This is a genomic window from Synechococcus sp. A10-1-5-1 (assembly GCF_023115425.1).
Taxonomy (GTDB): Bacteria; Cyanobacteriota; Cyanobacteriia; order PCC-6307; family Cyanobiaceae; genus Vulcanococcus.
Map to the genome: position 1 here is coordinate 813,953 of NZ_CP096032.1, position 15,595 is coordinate 829,547.

19 protein-coding genes are annotated in these 15,595 nt (G+C 63.7%); 8 read left to right on the top strand and 11 right to left on the bottom strand.

Annotated elements, in window-relative coordinates:
• The first annotated feature begins 138 nt into the window (after nucleotides 1-138).
• Nucleotides 139-2,169 (top strand): HDIG domain-containing metalloprotein, encoded by a 2,031-nt coding sequence (locus MY494_RS04300; protein ID WP_247911949.1) that lies wholly within the window; start codon nucleotides 139-141, stop codon nucleotides 2,167-2,169.
• Complete coding sequence (locus MY494_RS04305) at nucleotides 2,169-3,467, top strand: Rieske 2Fe-2S domain-containing protein (protein WP_247911503.1); 1,299 nt, start codon at nucleotides 2,169-2,171, stop codon at nucleotides 3,465-3,467. Before MY494_RS04300 ends, MY494_RS04305 begins: the two co-directional genes overlap by 1 nt.
• On the opposite strand, the gene MY494_RS04310 is transcribed toward MY494_RS04305, so the two are convergent.
• A complete protein-coding gene (locus MY494_RS04310; protein ID WP_371820674.1) occupies nucleotides 3,464-4,096 on the bottom strand; it encodes an RluA family pseudouridine synthase in 633 nt (210 codons plus the stop codon). The genes MY494_RS04305 and MY494_RS04310 overlap by 4 nt on opposite strands.
• A 44-nt stretch (nucleotides 4,097-4,140) precedes the next feature.
• Between MY494_RS04310 and MY494_RS04315 the strand changes: the two genes are divergently transcribed.
• Nucleotides 4,141-4,512: a hypothetical protein gene (locus MY494_RS04315; RefSeq protein WP_247911504.1), complete on the top strand. Its 372-nt coding sequence runs from the start codon at nucleotides 4,141-4,143 to the stop codon at nucleotides 4,510-4,512.
• Nucleotides 4,513-4,515: 3 nt separating this feature from the next.
• Here the strand turns inward: MY494_RS04315 and MY494_RS04320 are convergent, their stop codons facing one another.
• The 4 genes from MY494_RS04320 to MY494_RS04335 all read right to left on the bottom strand — a co-directional run bounded on the left by MY494_RS04320 (nucleotide 4,516) and on the right by MY494_RS04335 (nucleotide 5,897).
• A complete protein-coding gene (locus tag MY494_RS04320; protein ID WP_247911505.1) occupies nucleotides 4,516-4,818 on the bottom strand; it encodes a hypothetical protein in 303 nt (100 codons plus the stop codon).
• A gap of 32 nt (nucleotides 4,819-4,850) precedes the next feature.
• Nucleotides 4,851-5,132 (bottom strand): cell division protein SepF, encoded by a 282-nt coding sequence (locus tag MY494_RS04325; protein ID WP_247911506.1) that lies wholly within the window; start codon nucleotides 5,130-5,132, stop codon nucleotides 4,851-4,853.
• 17 nt (nucleotides 5,133-5,149) lie between these two features.
• Complete coding sequence (locus MY494_RS04330; protein ID WP_371820675.1) at nucleotides 5,150-5,431, bottom strand: hypothetical protein; 282 nt, start codon at nucleotides 5,429-5,431, stop codon at nucleotides 5,150-5,152.
• Nucleotides 5,432-5,528: 97 nt separating this feature from the next.
• Nucleotides 5,529-5,897, bottom strand: a complete 369-nt coding sequence (locus MY494_RS04335) for an AbrB family transcriptional regulator (RefSeq protein WP_247911507.1) — start codon at nucleotides 5,895-5,897, stop codon at nucleotides 5,529-5,531.
• A gap of 138 nt (nucleotides 5,898-6,035) precedes the next feature.
• Between MY494_RS04335 and MY494_RS04340 the strand changes: the two genes are divergently transcribed.
• Nucleotides 6,036-6,233: a hypothetical protein gene (locus tag MY494_RS04340; RefSeq protein ID WP_247911508.1), complete on the top strand. Its 198-nt coding sequence runs from the start codon at nucleotides 6,036-6,038 to the stop codon at nucleotides 6,231-6,233.
• On the opposite strand, the gene MY494_RS04345 is transcribed toward MY494_RS04340, so the two are convergent.
• Together MY494_RS04345 and MY494_RS04350 are read right to left on the bottom strand one after the other, a co-directional pair.
• Complete coding sequence (locus MY494_RS04345) at nucleotides 6,230-6,706, bottom strand: DUF427 domain-containing protein (RefSeq protein WP_247911509.1); 477 nt, start codon at nucleotides 6,704-6,706, stop codon at nucleotides 6,230-6,232. The genes MY494_RS04340 and MY494_RS04345 overlap by 4 nt on opposite strands.
• 11 nt (nucleotides 6,707-6,717) lie before the next feature.
• Nucleotides 6,718-6,963 (bottom strand): Nif11-like leader peptide family RiPP precursor, encoded by a 246-nt coding sequence (locus tag MY494_RS04350; protein ID WP_247911510.1) that lies wholly within the window; start codon nucleotides 6,961-6,963, stop codon nucleotides 6,718-6,720.
• A 100-nt stretch (nucleotides 6,964-7,063) separates the two neighbouring features.
• On the opposite strand from MY494_RS04350, the gene MY494_RS04355 reads away from it, so the two are divergent.
• Nucleotides 7,064-7,438: a hypothetical protein gene (locus MY494_RS04355; protein WP_247911511.1), complete on the top strand. Its 375-nt coding sequence runs from the start codon at nucleotides 7,064-7,066 to the stop codon at nucleotides 7,436-7,438.
• Nucleotides 7,439-7,446: 8 nt separating this feature from the next.
• Nucleotides 7,447-8,598, top strand: coding sequence for an aminotransferase class I/II-fold pyridoxal phosphate-dependent enzyme (locus tag MY494_RS04360; RefSeq protein ID WP_247911512.1), 1,152 nt, complete (start codon nucleotides 7,447-7,449; stop codon nucleotides 8,596-8,598).
• Here MY494_RS04360 and MY494_RS04365 read toward each other — a convergent pair whose 3' ends face one another.
• From MY494_RS04365 to MY494_RS04375, 3 genes are all read right to left on the bottom strand, one after another.
• Entirely contained in the window at nucleotides 8,599-9,447 is an 849-nt protein-coding gene (locus MY494_RS04365) for a carbohydrate ABC transporter permease (protein WP_247911513.1), read from the bottom strand.
• Nucleotides 9,447-11,087 (bottom strand): 2-isopropylmalate synthase, encoded by a 1,641-nt coding sequence (locus MY494_RS04370; RefSeq protein WP_247911514.1) that lies wholly within the window; start codon nucleotides 11,085-11,087, stop codon nucleotides 9,447-9,449. The genes MY494_RS04365 and MY494_RS04370 overlap by 1 nt, the downstream gene beginning before the upstream one ends.
• Nucleotides 11,088-11,161: 74 nt before the next feature.
• Nucleotides 11,162-11,668 (bottom strand): NYN domain-containing protein, encoded by a 507-nt coding sequence (locus MY494_RS04375; protein WP_247911515.1) that lies wholly within the window; start codon nucleotides 11,666-11,668, stop codon nucleotides 11,162-11,164.
• 66 nt (nucleotides 11,669-11,734) lie between these two features.
• On the opposite strand from MY494_RS04375, the gene MY494_RS04380 reads away from it, so the two are divergent.
• Nucleotides 11,735-13,321 (top strand): glycoside hydrolase family 57 protein, encoded by a 1,587-nt coding sequence (locus tag MY494_RS04380; RefSeq protein WP_247911516.1) that lies wholly within the window; start codon nucleotides 11,735-11,737, stop codon nucleotides 13,319-13,321.
• The gene (gene arsS, locus MY494_RS04385; protein ID WP_247911517.1) at nucleotides 13,318-14,343 is read left to right on the top strand and encodes an arsenosugar biosynthesis radical SAM (seleno)protein ArsS; all 1,026 of its coding nucleotides are present in this window, start codon (nucleotides 13,318-13,320) and stop codon (nucleotides 14,341-14,343) included. The genes MY494_RS04380 and arsS overlap by 4 nt, the downstream gene beginning before the upstream one ends.
• Here the strand turns inward: arsS and crtL are convergent.
• On the bottom strand, nucleotides 14,333-15,580 hold the full coding sequence (gene crtL / locus MY494_RS04390; RefSeq protein WP_247911952.1) for a lycopene beta cyclase: 1,248 nt from the start codon (nucleotides 15,578-15,580) through the stop codon (nucleotides 14,333-14,335). The genes arsS and crtL overlap by 11 nt on opposite strands.
• Between the last annotated feature and the right edge of the window lie 15 nt (nucleotides 15,581-15,595).

Here is a 15,595-nt window from a genome sequence, read left to right on the forward strand (position 1 = left end):
GCAGGCAATCTCCTCTCAGCATGCAACGGCAGGGCTAGCGTGGGGATCTGTCATGCCCTCGCCGTGACTCGCCTGAGCACCGTGCACCAGCTCTGGCAACGGCTCCAGCGGCTCTGGAAGCAACTGTTGCGGCTGGAGATGCCGCGTCAGGTCCTCACCCCTTGGAAGCGTGGCGCCAGCGCGGGGGTTGTTCTGATGGCCCTCGTGGTGGCGCTGGTCTCCAGTTGGCCCTGGTTGGTGGAGCCGAGCCTGCGGCCGGGAATCCCCGCACCGTTCACGGCCAAGGCGCCAAAAGCGGCCACGGTGGTCGACTCCGAGGCCCTGGAGCAACGCCGCTCCCAGCTGGGACTACGGACCTACGTCCAGGTGGTGGATGAGCGGCAAAGCCGGGAGCTCCAGGCTCGGTTGGATCGCCAACTCGAGGCCATCAGCCGCCTGGCTCAGAGTGACCAGGAGCAGTTGGCTCCCATCGATATCCTCCCGGCGGAGCGCGCTTGGCTGAAGCGTTCGAGTCGTCGTCAGCTGCTGCGCTGGGAAGAGAAGCTGCGCCAAGCCCAATCCCGGATGTTGCGCCAAGGGGTGGTGGGCAACGTGGCACGCCAGCAGCTGGTGAAAGCAGCCCGCCATCAACTGGAGGGCATGCCCGAGCCGGAGCTAGGCCTGGGGGCACGCCTCATGGCCAATTCGCTGCAAGGGCGCACCAACCTCCGCATTGATGCGGCCCTGAGCCAACGGATGTTGGAGGATCTCCTGACCCAGCAGGGGATCCCCACGATCCAAGTGAGCAAAGGGGACCTGATCGCCCGGCAGGGAGAGCCGATCAGCCAACAGGGCTATGCGGTGCTCGATTACTTCGGGCTGGTGAACCGTCGACCCCTGATTGGCGCCTGGTTGCTTCACTTCGCAGAAGCCTTGGCCGCCTCCAGCGTGATGGTGCTGCTGATCCGCAACCGCCGGGTCAGCCTGGAGCCCCGTCAGGCCCTGCTTGCCCTAGGCCTGCTGGCTCTGGTCCAAGGCCTCAAGCTCTGGCTCGGCGCTGCCGCCAGCCCCCTGGCGCTGTTGGTTCCACCCACGCTGCTGCTGGCCCAGGGACTGGGGACTACCGCCGGACTGGCCTGGCTGGCGATGGCCAGCCTGCTCTGGCCGCTCCCCCTGTCTCCATTCTTTGACCAACGGATCTTGATCGCAGCGGCCGTGGCCGCGATCACCGCCGTCCTGGCGGATCGCCAACGCAACCGCGCTCAGCTTCTGCAACTCGCGCTGCTGGTGCCCCTCGGGGCGCTACTGGCGGAATGGCTGCTGTTGCAGCTGGAGCTCTTCCGGGGCGTTCGCGAGGGGGGCCTGCCAATCGGCTCGGACCTCACCGGTGAAGCCCTCGTCCTGGGGGGGCTGCTGCTGGGGGTCATCCTGATCGGCCCGATGGTCGAGAGCTTTTTTGATCTGCTCACCCGCAGCCGCCTGATGGAATTGGCCGATCTCGAGCGGCCTCTGCTGCGTCGGCTGTCCTGCGAAGCCCCAGGCACCTTCGAGCACACCCTGATGATCTGCGGCCTGGCCGAAGAGGGGGCCCGCTCGATCGGCGCCGATATCGACTTAACCCGCACTGGGGCGCTGTATCACGACGTGGGCAAGCTCCACGGCCCCCAGTGGTTCATCGAAAACCAGGAGGGGGGTGACAACCCCCACGATCAACTCGATGACCCCCAACTGAGTGCTGGGATCCTGCAGGCCCACGTCGATGAAGGCCTCAAGCTCGCCAAGCGCTACCGGCTGCCGAAACCCCTGGCGGACTTCATCCCGGAGCACCAGGGCACCTTGAAGATGGGCTACTTCCTGCATGAGGCCCGCCGGCGCGACCCCAACACCCGTGAGGAGGACTTCCGCTACCGCGGCCCAACCCCACGAAGCCGAGAAACGGCTGTCTTGATGATGGCCGATGGCTGCGAAGCCGCCCTGCGCTCGCTCCCGCCCGACACCAGCGAAGCCCAAGCCCGCGATGTCGTGCGCAGCATCATCGAAGCCCGCTGGCGTGATGGCCAGCTCACAGGCAGCGGGCTGACCCCTGCAGAGTTGGAACTGTTGGTCCGCGCCTTTGTACGGGTGTGGCGGCGGATGCGCCATCGCCGCATCCCCTATCCGATTCCCGCCCGCAAGAGTTTCAGCGCCTGATGACCTCCAACCGCTGGCACAACGCCTGGTTCCCGGTGGCGTTTCTGCGCGACCTCAACCGGGACCAGCCCAACCCCTTCACCCTGGTGGGTCAAGACCTGGTGCTGTGGTTCGACCGCCAGGCAGGCGAGTGGCGGGCCTTTGCCGATGTCTGCCCCCACCGGCTCGTTCCCCTCTCAGACGGACGCCTCAATGCCTCCGGAGAGCTGGAGTGTCCGTATCACGGGTGGAGTTTTGATGGCTCAGGCCGTTGCACAGCACAGCCCCAGACTGACTCCGGCAGCAGCGTCAGTGGACGCAGCAGCTGCCGCGCCTACGCGACGGCCTCCGCCCAGGGATTGCTGTTCGTCTTCAGCGGACCCAGCGCCGAGGCGAGCGAGCAGCCCCTACCACTGGTCCCGGTTCTGGATGAGCCGGGCTGGGTCGTGCAGGACACCTTCCGGGACCTGCCCATGGATGCCCTCACCCTGCTGGAGAACGTGCTGGATGCCAGCCATGTCCCCTTCACGCACCACGCCACCGTGGGCCGCAGGGAGAACGCTGCCCCAGTCAACCTCGCCTTGACGGGATTCGATCGCGATGGCTTTAGCGGCCTCTGGGAGGAGGGCCCCAGGCGGGGAAAGCTCGGAAGCCAGCACACCCGCTTCTTGGCCCCAGGCCTGATGTGGCATGACCTCACGGCCAAAGGCTTTGCCCGCATCCTGACGGTCGTCTATGCCGTGCCCACTCGAGCTGGGGAGTGCCGCTTGATCGCCCGCTTCCCCTTTCAATTCAGCTCCCCCTGGCCAGGACGCCTCCTGCGCCTGCGCCCCCAATGGCTCCAGCACATCGGCAACCACACGGTGCTGGAGGACGACCAACTGTTCTTGCATTGGCAGGAACGGGTGATCGAGCAGCGGGGCGGCAGGCATGACGCTCTGCGGCAATACCACCTGCCCACCCAGGCCGATCTCTATGTCAGGGCCCTCCACGACTGGGTGAATCGCTACGGCGGTGAGCCGTTCCCTGGCCAACCGCTACCAGCGCGGCAAAACCGCCAGGCCCTGATGGAGCGATTTGAGGCGCACACCCGCCATTGCCGCAGTTGCTCCGGCGCCGATCAACGGCTGAGACGCCTGCAACCGATCTGCTGGATCCTGGTGGCGGCTGCCGGGCTAACCGCGGCCTGGAGTGGTCCTGGCTTCGCGGGGAGCATCGCGCTGGGGGTGGGCATCGCCCTCGCCCTAGGGGCCTGGCGCATTCGGAGATGGCGCCAGCTGCTGCGCTTCGGAACGGGTCTCCCGCCTCGCAACCGCTAGGGCAAAGCAAACGGAACCGAGGATTCGAAGGCCATCCAGCGGCCATCGCCGGGATGACTGAACCCCAGGCTGCAGGCGTGCAAATGCAACCGCGGCGCCGGCATGACGCCATAGAGGGGATCACCAAGGATCGGATGCCCTAAAGCCTGAAGGTGCACGCGAAGCTGATGGGAGCGTCCCGTCAGCGGCTGCAACGCCAGTCGACTGCAGCCCGGATGCTGATCCAACAGCTGCCATCCCGTCCGGCAGGGTTTTCCAGAAGGATCGATGCCGTAGAGCGGCGGCCTGTGTTGCCGTTTGGCAATGGGATGATCGATCCACCCCTCCTGATGGGCTGGCACGCCAGAGACATCGGCCACATAGCGCTTCTCCACCAGGCGATCGGCAAAGGCCACGCTCAAGTGCCGATGGACCACGGCCGATCGGGCCACCACCATCAGGCCGGAGGTGTCTCGATCGAGGCGATGAACCAGGCGTGCTTCAGGCCACTGGGACTGCACCGCCGTGATGAAGGAGTCGGACAAGCCGGGGCCGAGGCCAGGCTGAGACAACAGACCGCTGGGCTTCTCCAGCACCAGCAGCGCCGGGTCGGCATGCACCAGCCAAGCGGGATCGAACAACGGAGGCACGAACGCTCGACCCTGGCCACACTGGCCCTAGTACTAGCCGGGCCATGGCACTCGATCCGTTCAAACAGGCGCTGGCCGCCCTGCTCGAGCAGGCCCCCGAGGATCCCCTCGAGCGCGACGAATACTTCGAGCTAAACACCCTCCCCAGCTACGGCGGCAGCGGCTTTGAGGTCGTGATCTGCGATGAAGAGCACGAGATCTTCGCCGTGATCTACACCGATCGCCTGTTTGAGGAGGGTGAAGAGGGCCAAGAGGCCGTCGAAGCGCTGGTCCCTGGATTTCTCGAGGCGGCCTACAACCTCACCCCAGAGGAGTGGAAAAGCACAGAACCCTTTGATCTCGGCTGGCGCAGCCGCGAGTACCTCTGGTTCATGGAATTCACCGTGCCGGGACTCAAGCCCACCTGCAGCTTCTGAGGCTCAAGCGCTCCACTGGAGCAGCTGCAGCTCGTTGGCACGTCGACTAATCAGCACCAGTTGATCCCCATCGACAGCCACAGGCAGGCCCGTCACCCGGCGCAATTGTTGGCGATCCACCAAGGCCACACCGCAGGTTTCCACCAGCAGCGCTGGCATCAAGCCTGGGGAGCCGCGCATCCCAAACAGATCCAACGCCTGGCGGACAGCACGGGCGGAACTGTCGCTGCCAAGTCGCTCCACCAACCGGGGCCAAAGATGATTGACCGGCTCAAAGCCAGAGAGATCGAGGTCGAACACCTGCATCAACTCACTGTCTGCCGGCGAGCGGACTCGGGTCAAGCCCGGTTCAACTGGACGTAGTGGGGGGCATAGAGAAAGACCCGCTCGCCAAGTCGAACCTGCTGGGCATCCAGGGCCACGGCTGCTCCCGCCAAAAAATCAACGGCACGCTGCAATTGGTTTTCGGGCAAGGTGCTTAAGTTGACCACCACCGTGGCCTGATCCCGCAAGGCTGTAATCGCCTCTTGAACGGCATCAAAACTGGGCGGATGGATCACGATCACCTCCGGGCCCCAGCCCGGAGCGCCCTGCTCAGATTGAGGAAGAAAAGGGTCCATCAACGCCTCGGTGCCATTTAGGTCTCGCCTTCAGGCGGTTCGGGCTCCTCCTGTGGACGGAACCGCTCGAGCATGTCTGCCGTGGGATGAATCGTCTCCAGGGCGTCTTCGTTGTCGAGGAAGGCCTCAAAGGAGCGATAGCGACAAATGGTGGGGTTGATCGCGGGATCAGCGCACACCTCCTGCCAGCTCAGATGCTTCGGCCTGAACTCTTGGAAATTGACCAGCGCCTCCTCTAGATCACCGGCATCACCGCAGTTTTCTCCCTTCCAGAGCAACTCAAAAAAGGTCACAGCCACGGGCGCTCAGATGCGCTGAGCCTACGAATAAACGCGCACAAAAAAAGCTGGACCACAGAAGCGGTCCAGCCTGGAATCCAAGCGATGAAGAGAGCGATCACTCCTCTTCAGCTTCAGCACCGGCGGGGCTCAATTTGATTTGCTTTCGGCCGAGCTTGATCTCAAACTCATCACCGGGCTCCAAGCCCAGCAGAGCGGTGTACGCCTTGCCAACCAGCAGGTTGCCATTGCCCTGGACCGTGGCGACATAGCTGAGCTTGCGACCGCCCTTACCGGTGCCGCCGCCGCTGCCACCGCCAATGCTTAGACCCTTGGCCTCCAGAAGTGCCTCATAGAAGGCAGTGAAGTTCAGACGCTCAGAACCATCCTTCTTGTTGCTCACATACCCACAGGAGCGCACAAGATCAGACTTGCTGACATCACCCAGCTCTTTGACCTTGGAGAGAAGATCAGATCCGGTGAGCATTGAATAGAGATTCGGTTGCAAAAAAGATAGCGGGCGAAACCACACTCACCAAGGGGGATGGTGTGCATGAAGAGACATTGCACACTCAGGCAACATCAATCCAGCTCCCTAGCGTCAAGCCAGAGAAAGGCGTTCACCATGATCGTTGGCGAAGTTTTCCTGGAGAGTGTCTCGACCGGTGTGATCACCGCTGAGGAAATCGCCTGGATCGCGACCAAACAAAGTCAATTCGACAGGCAAGAGGAAGCCATGGCCCTCAAGCTCGGTCGTCTGCTCGATGAAGGCGTGATCCAAATCGGCTGCCGGATGCTCGGCGACCACGCCTGCTCGGCCTAAATCAACTCGGGATGGCTTGGGTCCCCCTTGAACGGGCCTTCCACCCTTGAAGTGATCCAGCCGCCGTAGAACCCGCCGGGCTGAGGAGTCACCAACTCCCCGTCAACCCAACAACCCTCCATCAAGGCGGGGTAGAGCGCAATCCAATTGGCGACGGGGGCAAAGCTGGGGGAAGGCTGGGCATAGCTCCAGGCCGCCTTGGGCAAACAGCGATCACCCAGGACGATGTCGAAGTAGTGCGCGATCCCCTTCCACTCGCAAAAGCTGCGCCCCCCGGCCGGCACCAAAGCCCCCTTAGCAAAAGCCTCAGGGGGCAAGTAATAGGTCGGTGGGTGAAAGGTTTCCAGGACGCGATAACTCGCCTGGGTCTCCGCCAAGAGCGTCCCGAAGGCCCGCACCACGATGTGCTCGCTTGAGGCCTGCAGGGCTGGAGGCCTGGGGTAATCGCAAACTCGCTCAGGAGTGGAATGCATGGCCGCTCAACTCAACCAGGGATGAAGTTGCGTAATTTCCTTGCCTCCACGCCAGCGCGCTGCTGAAGCTCGGCATCGCTGAGCTGATCGTCCTCGCGCACCATGGCCGCGATCACATCGGACTCTTCGACCTCAAATTGGCACTCCGCCGCCCAGCGGAGCAGCTCGCTGAGATCCATGGGCGCCTTCAGCCGTGCGGCCCATTCCGGCTTCGAGCGGGCGAACTCCAAAAAGGCATCAAACTGCTGTAGCGACAAGACTCTTCGTTCCGGGAAGTCCTGCAACCGGTCTAACGGAAGCCAGCCCTCGTCAAAGGGCGCATCGAGCAGCAAACTTGCCCAAGACGCGTGCACTGGCATGGCTACCCCCCTCCCCCAATGGATGCGCCTGCTTGGTGCAGGGCTGACGGGTCTCCTGGCCGTGCTGTTTGTGGTGGTGCTGCAGCAGACCCGTGAACAGGGCCAACGGGTTCAGCAGCTGCAGGACAAGGTGCAAACCATCGAAAACGCCAATGACCTGGAACGCACCAACGCCCTCGAAGAGCAGCTCCGCTCCACGGTGGAGCGCCTGCAAGCGCTGGAGGGCATTGAGCAGAAGGTCCAAAGCCTCAGCAGCCAAGTGCAGACCCTGAGAGATCTGCAGCGCGCCCGTCCATCGCTGTTTCCCTATGAATCCGGCGAGCCTGGGCTGAGGCCCTCGCGGCCCCTGCCGGCACTCCCCCAACTGCCCTAAACGCAGGGATGACCAGCGCCAAGCGCTTCGATCAGATCCAGACGCCGGTCATCCCCGTGATGGCCAAACTGATCGCGGCCAACCCCGGCACCCTGTCCCTTGGGCAAGGGGTCGCTCCATGGGCACCGCCAGCGGAGGTCATGGAGGCCATTCAGGCTGCGCTTTGCAGCGATCCCGACCTGCACCGCTATGGACCGGTTGCCGGTGACCCGGAGCTGCGGATCGAGCTGCAGCACTGGCTCGAGCAACAGCACCAGATCGACTGCAGCGCGAGCGAGATCCTGATCACCGCCGGCAGCAACATGGCCTTTCAGGCGGTGGTGCAGGCCCTCTGTGATCCAGGGGACGAGGTCATTCTTCCCATCCCCTACTACTTCAATCACGAGATGGCGGTCCGCATCGCCGGCGGGATTCCAAAGGCGATTGAAGCCGGGGTGATCCCCGATCCTGATCAGCTGGAGCAAGCCATCACCGAGCGCACTCGGGCGATCGTGACGGTCTCACCCAACAATCCCAGCGGGGCCATCTTTCCAAGGCCCGTGCTGGAGGCCATCAACCAGCTCTGCGCCCGCCGCGGTCTGATCCACATCAGTGACGAGGCCTATGGCCTGTTCCACTACGGCGGCGAGCGTCCCTGGAGTCCCGGTGCCGCCAGCGGCAGCGGCAGTCACACCATCAGCCTGGGTTCCCTCTCCAAAAGCCATGGCATGGCGGGCTATCGCATCGGCTGGGCGGTGGTCCCGCCAGGGCTGATGTCAGCGCTGACCAAAGTTCAAGACACCTCCCTGATCGGTCCGCCCAAGCTGAACCAATGGGCCGCCCGGGCTGCTTTGGGCGCAGGAGCGCAGTGGTGCAAAGAACAGATCGGGGGGCTGGCCGAACGGCGGGAGCAGGTCCTCCAAGCCTTCAACGGGCAGCAGCCCGGCCGTCTGCTCTGCCGACCGGAAGGAGCCTTCTACGCCCTGGTCCAGGTGCAGTGCGCCCTGAGCGCAGACCAACTGATGGAGCGCCTCATCCGCGAGCACCAAGTGGCCCTGGCCAGCGGCAGCAGCTTTGGACTGAAGGGCGCCTGCCTGCGCCTGAGCTACGGCATGCTCAGCGGCGAAGACCTCGCCGAGGCACTCCAGCGCCTCCAACGCGGGCTCTTGGCCTTGGCCTAGTCAGCCCTTGACCGCATCCCCAGTGGCACTCGGGAGGATGAAGCGTTGGAGCCCGATAAACAGCACCAAGACGGGCACGATTGACACGACGGCCCCGGCGGCAACCAGGCGCCAATCCAAGGAGAAGCTGCTGGCCAATTGCTGCAGGCCCAAGGGCAGGGTGTAGAGGTTCCGGTCATCCAGGATCACCAGCGGCCAGAGGAAATCACTCCAGGTGCCGATGAACACAAACATCGCCAGGGTGACCAAATCGGCCTTGGCCGCCGGAATCATGACGTTCCACCACTCGCCGAGGCGACTGCAGCCATCGATCCGAGCCGCTTCCTCGAGCTCCACTGGCACCCCTGCAAAACTCTGCCGCAGCAGAAAGATTCCAAAGGCTGTGGCGGCCTGGGGAATGATCAAGGCCCAGAGGGTGTTGCGCAGCCCCAGCTGCACCATCAGCAGATAGAGCGGAATCATCACCACCTGAAAGGGAATCAGGATCGTGGCCACCACAAGGGCCAGCACCAATCCCCGCCCGGCGAAGCGCATCCGCGCCAAGGGATAGGCCGCCAGTGAGCAGAACAGCAGGTTGGCGAAGACCGCGCAACCGCTGACGATCGTGCTGTTGAGGATGTAGCCCCACATCGGGTTGTCCTCAAACAACCTCAGGTAGGCCTCCAGGCTGGGTTGGCTCGGGAAGAGCGCCGGAGGACTGGTGAAAATATCTTCCGCCGGTCCCTTCAAGGAGGTGCTGACCAGCCAGAGCAGGGGCACCAGCATCGTCACCGCAATCAGCAGCAATGTGATCAACTGCAGGCCATGCAGCAGGACAGGCCGCCTACGGCCGCTGATGGGCTGAGCCATTAGAGGCGAGGGCGATCGGCTGGAGCCATATCACCCACCGGCAAGGGGGCTTTCTGGGGATGGAGAGGTGAGCGCTGGTGACCGGCCACCAGACGATTGAGGGCATTCACGAAGGCCTGAGCGGACGCCACGACGATGTCGGTATCCGCTGCATGGCCGGAATACAGCACGCCTTCGGCGCGCAAACGAATGGTGACCTCCCCCATGGCATCGATCCCTTCGGTGACGGACTTCACGGAGAACTCCACCAGTTCATTCGGGACCCGTGCCAACTGATTGAGGGCCTGACAGACCGCATCCACCGGGCCCGTGCCAATGGCGGCTTCGGTGAGCTCCGCACCATCACTGTTCACCAGGGTGACCGTGGCCGTGGGTTGCAGGCTGGTGCCGGTGCTGACCTGCACCAACTTCAAGCTGTAGGTCGCCTGGTCTTGCTGCTGAACCTGCTCACTGACGATCGCTTCGAGATCGCGGTCGGAAATCTCACGCTTGCGGTCCGCCAGCTCCTTAAAGCGGGCAAAGGCATCGTCGAGGTCCTCGCGCTCGAGGTTGTAGCCGAGCTCCTCTAGCCGTGCGCGGAACGCACTGCGGCCGCTGAGCTTGCCCAGGGAAATGCGGTTATCGGCCAGACCGATGGTGCGGGCGTCGATGATTTCGTAGGTCAGACGGTTCTTGAGAACCCCGTCCTGGTGGATGCCGCTCTCGTGGGCGAAGGCGTTGGCACCAACGATGGCTTTGTTGGGCTGCACCGCCATGCCGGTGAGGTTGCTCACCAGCCGGGAGGTTTTGTAGATCTCCTCGGTGCGGATGCCGGTGAGGGGTTCGCTGCTGCTGGCCTCGCGGCCAAGGAAGGGATTGAAGTAGCTGCGGCGCACGTGCATCGCCATCACCAGCTCTTCGAGAGACGCGTTGCCGGCCCGTTCCCCAATGCCGTTAATCGTGCACTCGAGCTGGCGGGCTCCGTTTTTCACTGCCTCGAGGAAGTTGGCAACAGCCAAGCCCAGATCGTTGTGGCCGTGGACCGAGATCACCGCCTGATCGATGTTCGGGACATTGCGGTTGATCCCATCGATCAAGGCGCCAAATTCCGAGGGCGTGGTGTAGCCGACGGTGTCGGGAATATTGATCGTGGTGGCCCCAGCGGCGATCGCCGCCTCGATCACCTGATACATGAACTCCGGGTCAGAGCGGCCGGCGTCCTCGCAGGAGAACTCAATGTCATCCACCAGGGAGCGGGCATAGGCCACCATCTCCCCGGCAATGCTCAGGACCTCAGCGCGACTTTTACGGAGCTTGTGCTCCAGGTGGATGTCGCTGGTCGCAATAAAGGTGTGGATCCGGCGATGGGCAGCCGGCGCGACCGCATCGGCGCAGGCCTTGATGTCCCCCTTGGCCGCCCGGGCCAGCCCACAGATCACCGGGCCCTCGGGGGTTCCCACCGTCTGGGCAATGCGCTGCACCGCATTGAAGTCACCTGGACTCGCAAAAGGGAAACCGGCCTCGATGATGTCGACGCCAAGCCGGGACAACTGCTGGGCGATCGCCAGCTTCTCCTCCAGGTTGAGGCTGGCCCCAGGGGACTGCTCCCCATCACGCAGGGTGGTGTCGAAGATCAATACCCGGCCGGGATCGCGGGCCATGGCGGCTACAAGTCGGAATGGTTATGAGTTAGCCCCCACTCTAGTCGGGAGGGCCGGGATGCGGCTCAGCCGCTTCAGTGAGCGTCGGTCTTCTCCAGCTGCGGCTTCAGGCTGGAGAGGTCGACGAAGCGATCGGCCGCATTGCGCAATTCCCGGGGGACCATGCCCTCGGTGCTCATCAACACCACCTTCAAGCCCCGGAATCGCAACACCTCGAGCAGACGCTCCAGATCCCGGCTCCCGCTCATCACCCAGACCTCATCAATGCGATGGGCCACCGCCATCAGGTCAATGGCGATCTCCACGTCCAAATTGGCGCGCGCGAACTGGCGCTGATCCGAGTCATGGCCAACCTCCCGCAGGGGCTTGGTGCGAACCGTGAAGCCCAAGCTGGTCAGGGCATCACGGAACGGCCGCTGGTCCGTCGCGTCCTTCAGGCCCGTGTACCAAAAGGCTGCACCCAACTCCACATCGGATTGCGCCGTGGCGTACTCCAGCAGCCGACGGGGATCAAAAAACCAACCAAGTTTTTGCTGCACGTAAAACATGCTGTGGCCATCCACCGCCAGAGCCAGCTGCATGGGCACCCCTTCGTTCCGTTGAGCCTAGAAGTTGCACCTAAAGTCCCCACACTCTGAGCAGATGCGTTGGCCGCAGGACCCGCTAACGCTGGCGATCTAGCGCTGGTTCTCCACGCGCATCTGCCCTACGTGCACTCCAGCGCACCGGGCTCGCTGGAGGAGGACTGGTATTTCCAGGCCCTTCTCGAGTGCTACCTGCCTCTGCTGGACACCCTGGAGACCGCGGCCGCTGACCCCACGCAGCGGCCGCGACTGACCATGGGGCTCTCGCCCACACTGCTCTCCCTACTGAGCAATCCGGTCCTGAGCCAGCGCTTTGGCCCCTGGCTCGAGGTGCGTCAAGAACTCCTGCGACAGGCACCAGCTGGCCATGCCGCGGCAGCTGCCGGTTTAAAGCTGCAACTCCAGCGGGCGCAGCAGGCCTGGAGCGAGGCGAAAGGCAACCTTCTGCCTCGGTTTCAGGCGTTACAGCAGCGAGGGGTTCTCGATCTGCTCACCTGCGGGGCCACCCACGGCTACCTCCCGCTGCTGCGGGATTGCCCAGAAGCCGTTCGCGCTCAGCTACTCACCGCCGTGCGCGAGCACGAACGCCTGCTCGGCGTGCGGCCACTGGGGATCTGGCTTCCGGAGTGCGCTTACTACGAAGGACTCGATCGGCTGCTGGTCAGCTGTGGCTTGCGCTACGCGATCCTGGATGCCCACGGACTGCTGCACGGACAACCGCGGCCGCGCTATGGGGTCTATGCACCGATCTGCAGCCCCGGTGGGATGGCCTTCTTTGGCCGTGACAGCGAATCCACCCTGCCCGTTTGGAGTGCCAGGGAGGGCTATCCCGGCGATCCCAGCTACCGGGAATTCCACAGAGATCTTGGCTGGGATCTGCCCCAGGACGAACTCCAACAACAGGGAATCACCAGCCCGCGCCCCCTGGGGCTGAAGCTCCATCGCGTCACCGGTCGGGACTGCAGCCTCGAAGGCAAGCAGGCCTACGAACCCGAGCGAGCGGCACAAACTGTGCGGCGGGATGTGCAGCACTTTCTGGAAGGCCGGGCACAGCAGCTGCAGGAGCTCAGCAGCTCGATGGAACGCCGTCCCCTCCTCGTGGCTCCCTTTGATGCCGAGCTCTTCGGCCATTGGTGGTTCGAAGGCCCCCAGTTCCTTGCGGAGCTGTTCCGGCAAGCGCGACACCAGGGCGTCGGTCTGGCCACCCTGCGGGAGACCCTCAGCCGAGGCGATGCCCTGCAGCTCTGCCAACCCTCCCCCTCCAGCTGGGGGCAAGGGGGTTATCACACCTATTGGCTCAACGAGAGCAATGCCTGGGTGATCCCCGAGTGGAACCGGGCTTCCAGGGCGATGGTGGATCGCGTCAGCCGCGGGGTCGGCAGCGAACAGGCCAGGGAATGGCTGCAGCAGGCAGGCCGGGAATTGCTGCTCGCCCAAAGCTCAGACTGGAGCTTCATCCTCCGGGCCGGGACCACGACAGAACTGGCCAAGGAACGGATTGAGCGCCATCTCGAGCGCTTCTGGCGCCTGATCGAAGCCATCAACACCAATACGCCCCTGCCCGAGGGTTGGCTGGTGGCCGTCCAACAGGAAGACGGCCTGTTCCCCCTGATCAACGCCGCCGACTGGGCCCGGCTTCCCACCCCATGAGCGATCCCCGTCCATCCCTGCTGGAGCCCAAGGCCCAGCAGGATTTGCTCAACACTGCGCTCCCGCAAGAGCTGGCCTTCCTGCCCACCTTGAGCAGCCACGAAGCCGCCACGCCCGAGCGCAGCCGGTTGCGGGTGCTGCAACTGAATCTGGGGAAGCTCTGCAACATGCAGTGCTCCCACTGCCATGTCGATGCCGGCCCCCACCAAGGCCACACTCAAATGGGCGATGCGGTCGTCGAGGCCTGCATCGAAGCCATCGAAAGACTGGAACCCGAGGTGCTGGACCTCACCGGTGGTGCCCCCGAACTGCACCCCCGCTTTCGTGATTTGATCCGTGCCGCCCGCCAACGGGGTTGCCATGTGATCGACCGCTGCAACCTGACGGTCTTGCTTCTGCCGGCCCTGTCCGATCTCGTGAGCTTTCTGGCGGAGCACCAGGTCGAAATTGTCGCCAGCCTTCCCCAGCCGGAGGAGAGCAGCACCGATGCCCAACGGGGAGATGGCACCTGGGAGGCCTCCATCGAAGCCCTGAAACGTCTGAATGCCAACGGCTACGGCCAAGGGCAACCTGAGCGGCAGCTCACCTTGATGAGCAATCCCTGCGGCACCCAATTGCAACAGCTCACCCCCTGCGACGAGGCGCGCTGGAAACAGGACCTGCAAGAGAAAGCCGGTGTCACCTTCGATCGACTGATTGGGCTCAACAACATGCCGATCGCCCGATTCCTGCAGCAGCTGCAGGCCGACGGACATGTCCACTGTTATCTAAAGCTGCTGCAGGGTGCCTTCAATCCCGGCGCACTCTCCGGATTGATGTGCCGCGACACCCTCTCGGTCGCCGCCGATGGCTCCCTCTACGACTGCGACTTCAATCAGATGTTGGATCTACCGCTGCGCGGGGGAGCCACGATTCGCTCGATCAACCTGAAGCAATGGATGCTCCAACCGATCCGTTGGGGAAACCACTGCTTCGGCTGCACCGCAGGCCAAGGGAGCTCCTGCGCTGGCGCTACGGCTTAACCAGCCGCAGCAGCAACGGCAACTCGCGCCCCTGCTGCTGCATCAAGCCCCAGCGGACACTCCAGGGGGCAACAGAGAACAGACGGAGCATCGCGCCAACCAAGGCCGGCAGGGACAAGGTATTGGTCAAGAAGCCGTACCACTGCTCCCGAGGCAGGGCAAAAAAAGTGGCGAAAAACTGCCTGAGCTCCCCTTCGGGATAGCGCATCAGTTTCTCGAGGCCAAAGCGATACAGGGCATGTTTGCGTTGCAGCTCCAACGGCCAAAGCGCTTGCCAAGCCGCCCGGGCCAGGGACGGCGAAGGGAGGTTGGCATCGGCCAGTCCATCGGCGATGGCCTGGGCCAGCGCGGGTGCCCGACGCAGCAGGGAGCCGACCATGTAGCCGGAGGCGGGGTGAACCAAGGTGGCGCCGCCACCGAAGGCCAGCAACTGCTGATCCAAATCCGGTAGGGGCATGTTCATCGGGAAGAGACAAAACTCCTCCTCCTCCACCGCCAGCACCTCAACGCCTCGGTGGGCGAGCCGTTTCAGCAGACGCGCTTTCAGCACGTCGTAGGGAACTGCCGGGGCCAAGGCCAAGGAGGTTTCCTCGACAAAAAAGCGCCCTTCGCCGAAGTCCATCGCGTAGAGGAAAGTTGGCGGACCACAGCGCAGCTCAGCCTCACTGAGGTGATCGCAGCGGTAATCCATCAACACAAATTGGCCGGGCTCCACAGGGGGCTTGGAGAAGCGACCGACAATCCCGTAGGCCGCCTGACCCGCCACCGGACCTTCATCCGGGCGATTGAGAAACGGGGTCTGATGCCCGCTGCAATCGATCACCAACCGGGCCTCCAACCGCTCTCCTTGATCCGTCATCACGATCGAGCCCTGGTCGTGGTGCTCGATCGACACCACCGCAGCGCAGGTCCAGGGAACACCAGCCGCTTGGCAAGGGGACAGCCAGTGACGCTGCAGCGCCGCCTTGTCAAAGAGCCCGTAATCGATGCCATGGGCCAGGGGCTCAGTCCCCAGCTCTTCTCCGAAATAGCTGCTGGTCTGGCTCCAGCGGTGGCCCAACAAATGGGCCATCCCCAAGGCATCCACCTCCGGCCCCCAGATGCCGTAGGTGTTCTGCCAGGGGGCCTCCGGTGAGGAGGGAGCGACACCCGCGACCCTCACACCACGCTCCAGAAGGGCTGCAGCGATGCAGAGCGCCGCTGGACCAGCGCCGATCACCAGGACCTCGGGGTTCAAGATCACAACGCGGTG

Coding starts and splice junctions, on each gene's coding strand:
- MY494_RS04340 (WP_247911508.1), top strand. CDS start 6,036: ATGATCGTTGGCGAAGTTTTCCTGGAGAGTGTCTCGACCGGTGTGATC.
- MY494_RS04370 (WP_247911514.1), bottom strand. CDS start 11,087: ATGGCCCGCGATCCCGGCCGGGTATTGATCTTCGACACCACCCTGCGT.
- MY494_RS04320 (WP_247911505.1), bottom strand. CDS start 4,818: ATGCAGGTGTTCGACCTCGATCTCTCTGGCTTTGAGCCGGTCAATCAT.
- arsS (WP_247911517.1), top strand. CDS start 13,318: ATGAGCGATCCCCGTCCATCCCTGCTGGAGCCCAAGGCCCAGCAGGAT.
- MY494_RS04365 (WP_247911513.1), bottom strand. CDS start 9,447: ATGGCTCAGCCCATCAGCGGCCGTAGGCGGCCTGTCCTGCTGCATGGC.
- MY494_RS04355 (WP_247911511.1), top strand. CDS start 7,064: ATGGCTACCCCCCTCCCCCAATGGATGCGCCTGCTTGGTGCAGGGCTG.
- MY494_RS04345 (WP_247911509.1), bottom strand. CDS start 6,706: ATGCATTCCACTCCTGAGCGAGTTTGCGATTACCCCAGGCCTCCAGCC.
- MY494_RS04300 (WP_247911949.1), top strand. CDS start 139: ATGCCGCGTCAGGTCCTCACCCCTTGGAAGCGTGGCGCCAGCGCGGGG.
- MY494_RS04375 (WP_247911515.1), bottom strand. CDS start 11,668: ATGCAGCTGGCTCTGGCGGTGGATGGCCACAGCATGTTTTACGTGCAG.
- MY494_RS04325 (WP_247911506.1), bottom strand. CDS start 5,132: ATGGACCCTTTTCTTCCTCAATCTGAGCAGGGCGCTCCGGGCTGGGGC.
- MY494_RS04315 (WP_247911504.1), top strand. CDS start 4,141: ATGGCACTCGATCCGTTCAAACAGGCGCTGGCCGCCCTGCTCGAGCAG.
- MY494_RS04335 (WP_247911507.1), bottom strand. CDS start 5,897: ATGCTCACCGGATCTGATCTTCTCTCCAAGGTCAAAGAGCTGGGTGAT.
- MY494_RS04305 (WP_247911503.1), top strand. CDS start 2,169: ATGACCTCCAACCGCTGGCACAACGCCTGGTTCCCGGTGGCGTTTCTG.
- MY494_RS04360 (WP_247911512.1), top strand. CDS start 7,447: ATGACCAGCGCCAAGCGCTTCGATCAGATCCAGACGCCGGTCATCCCC.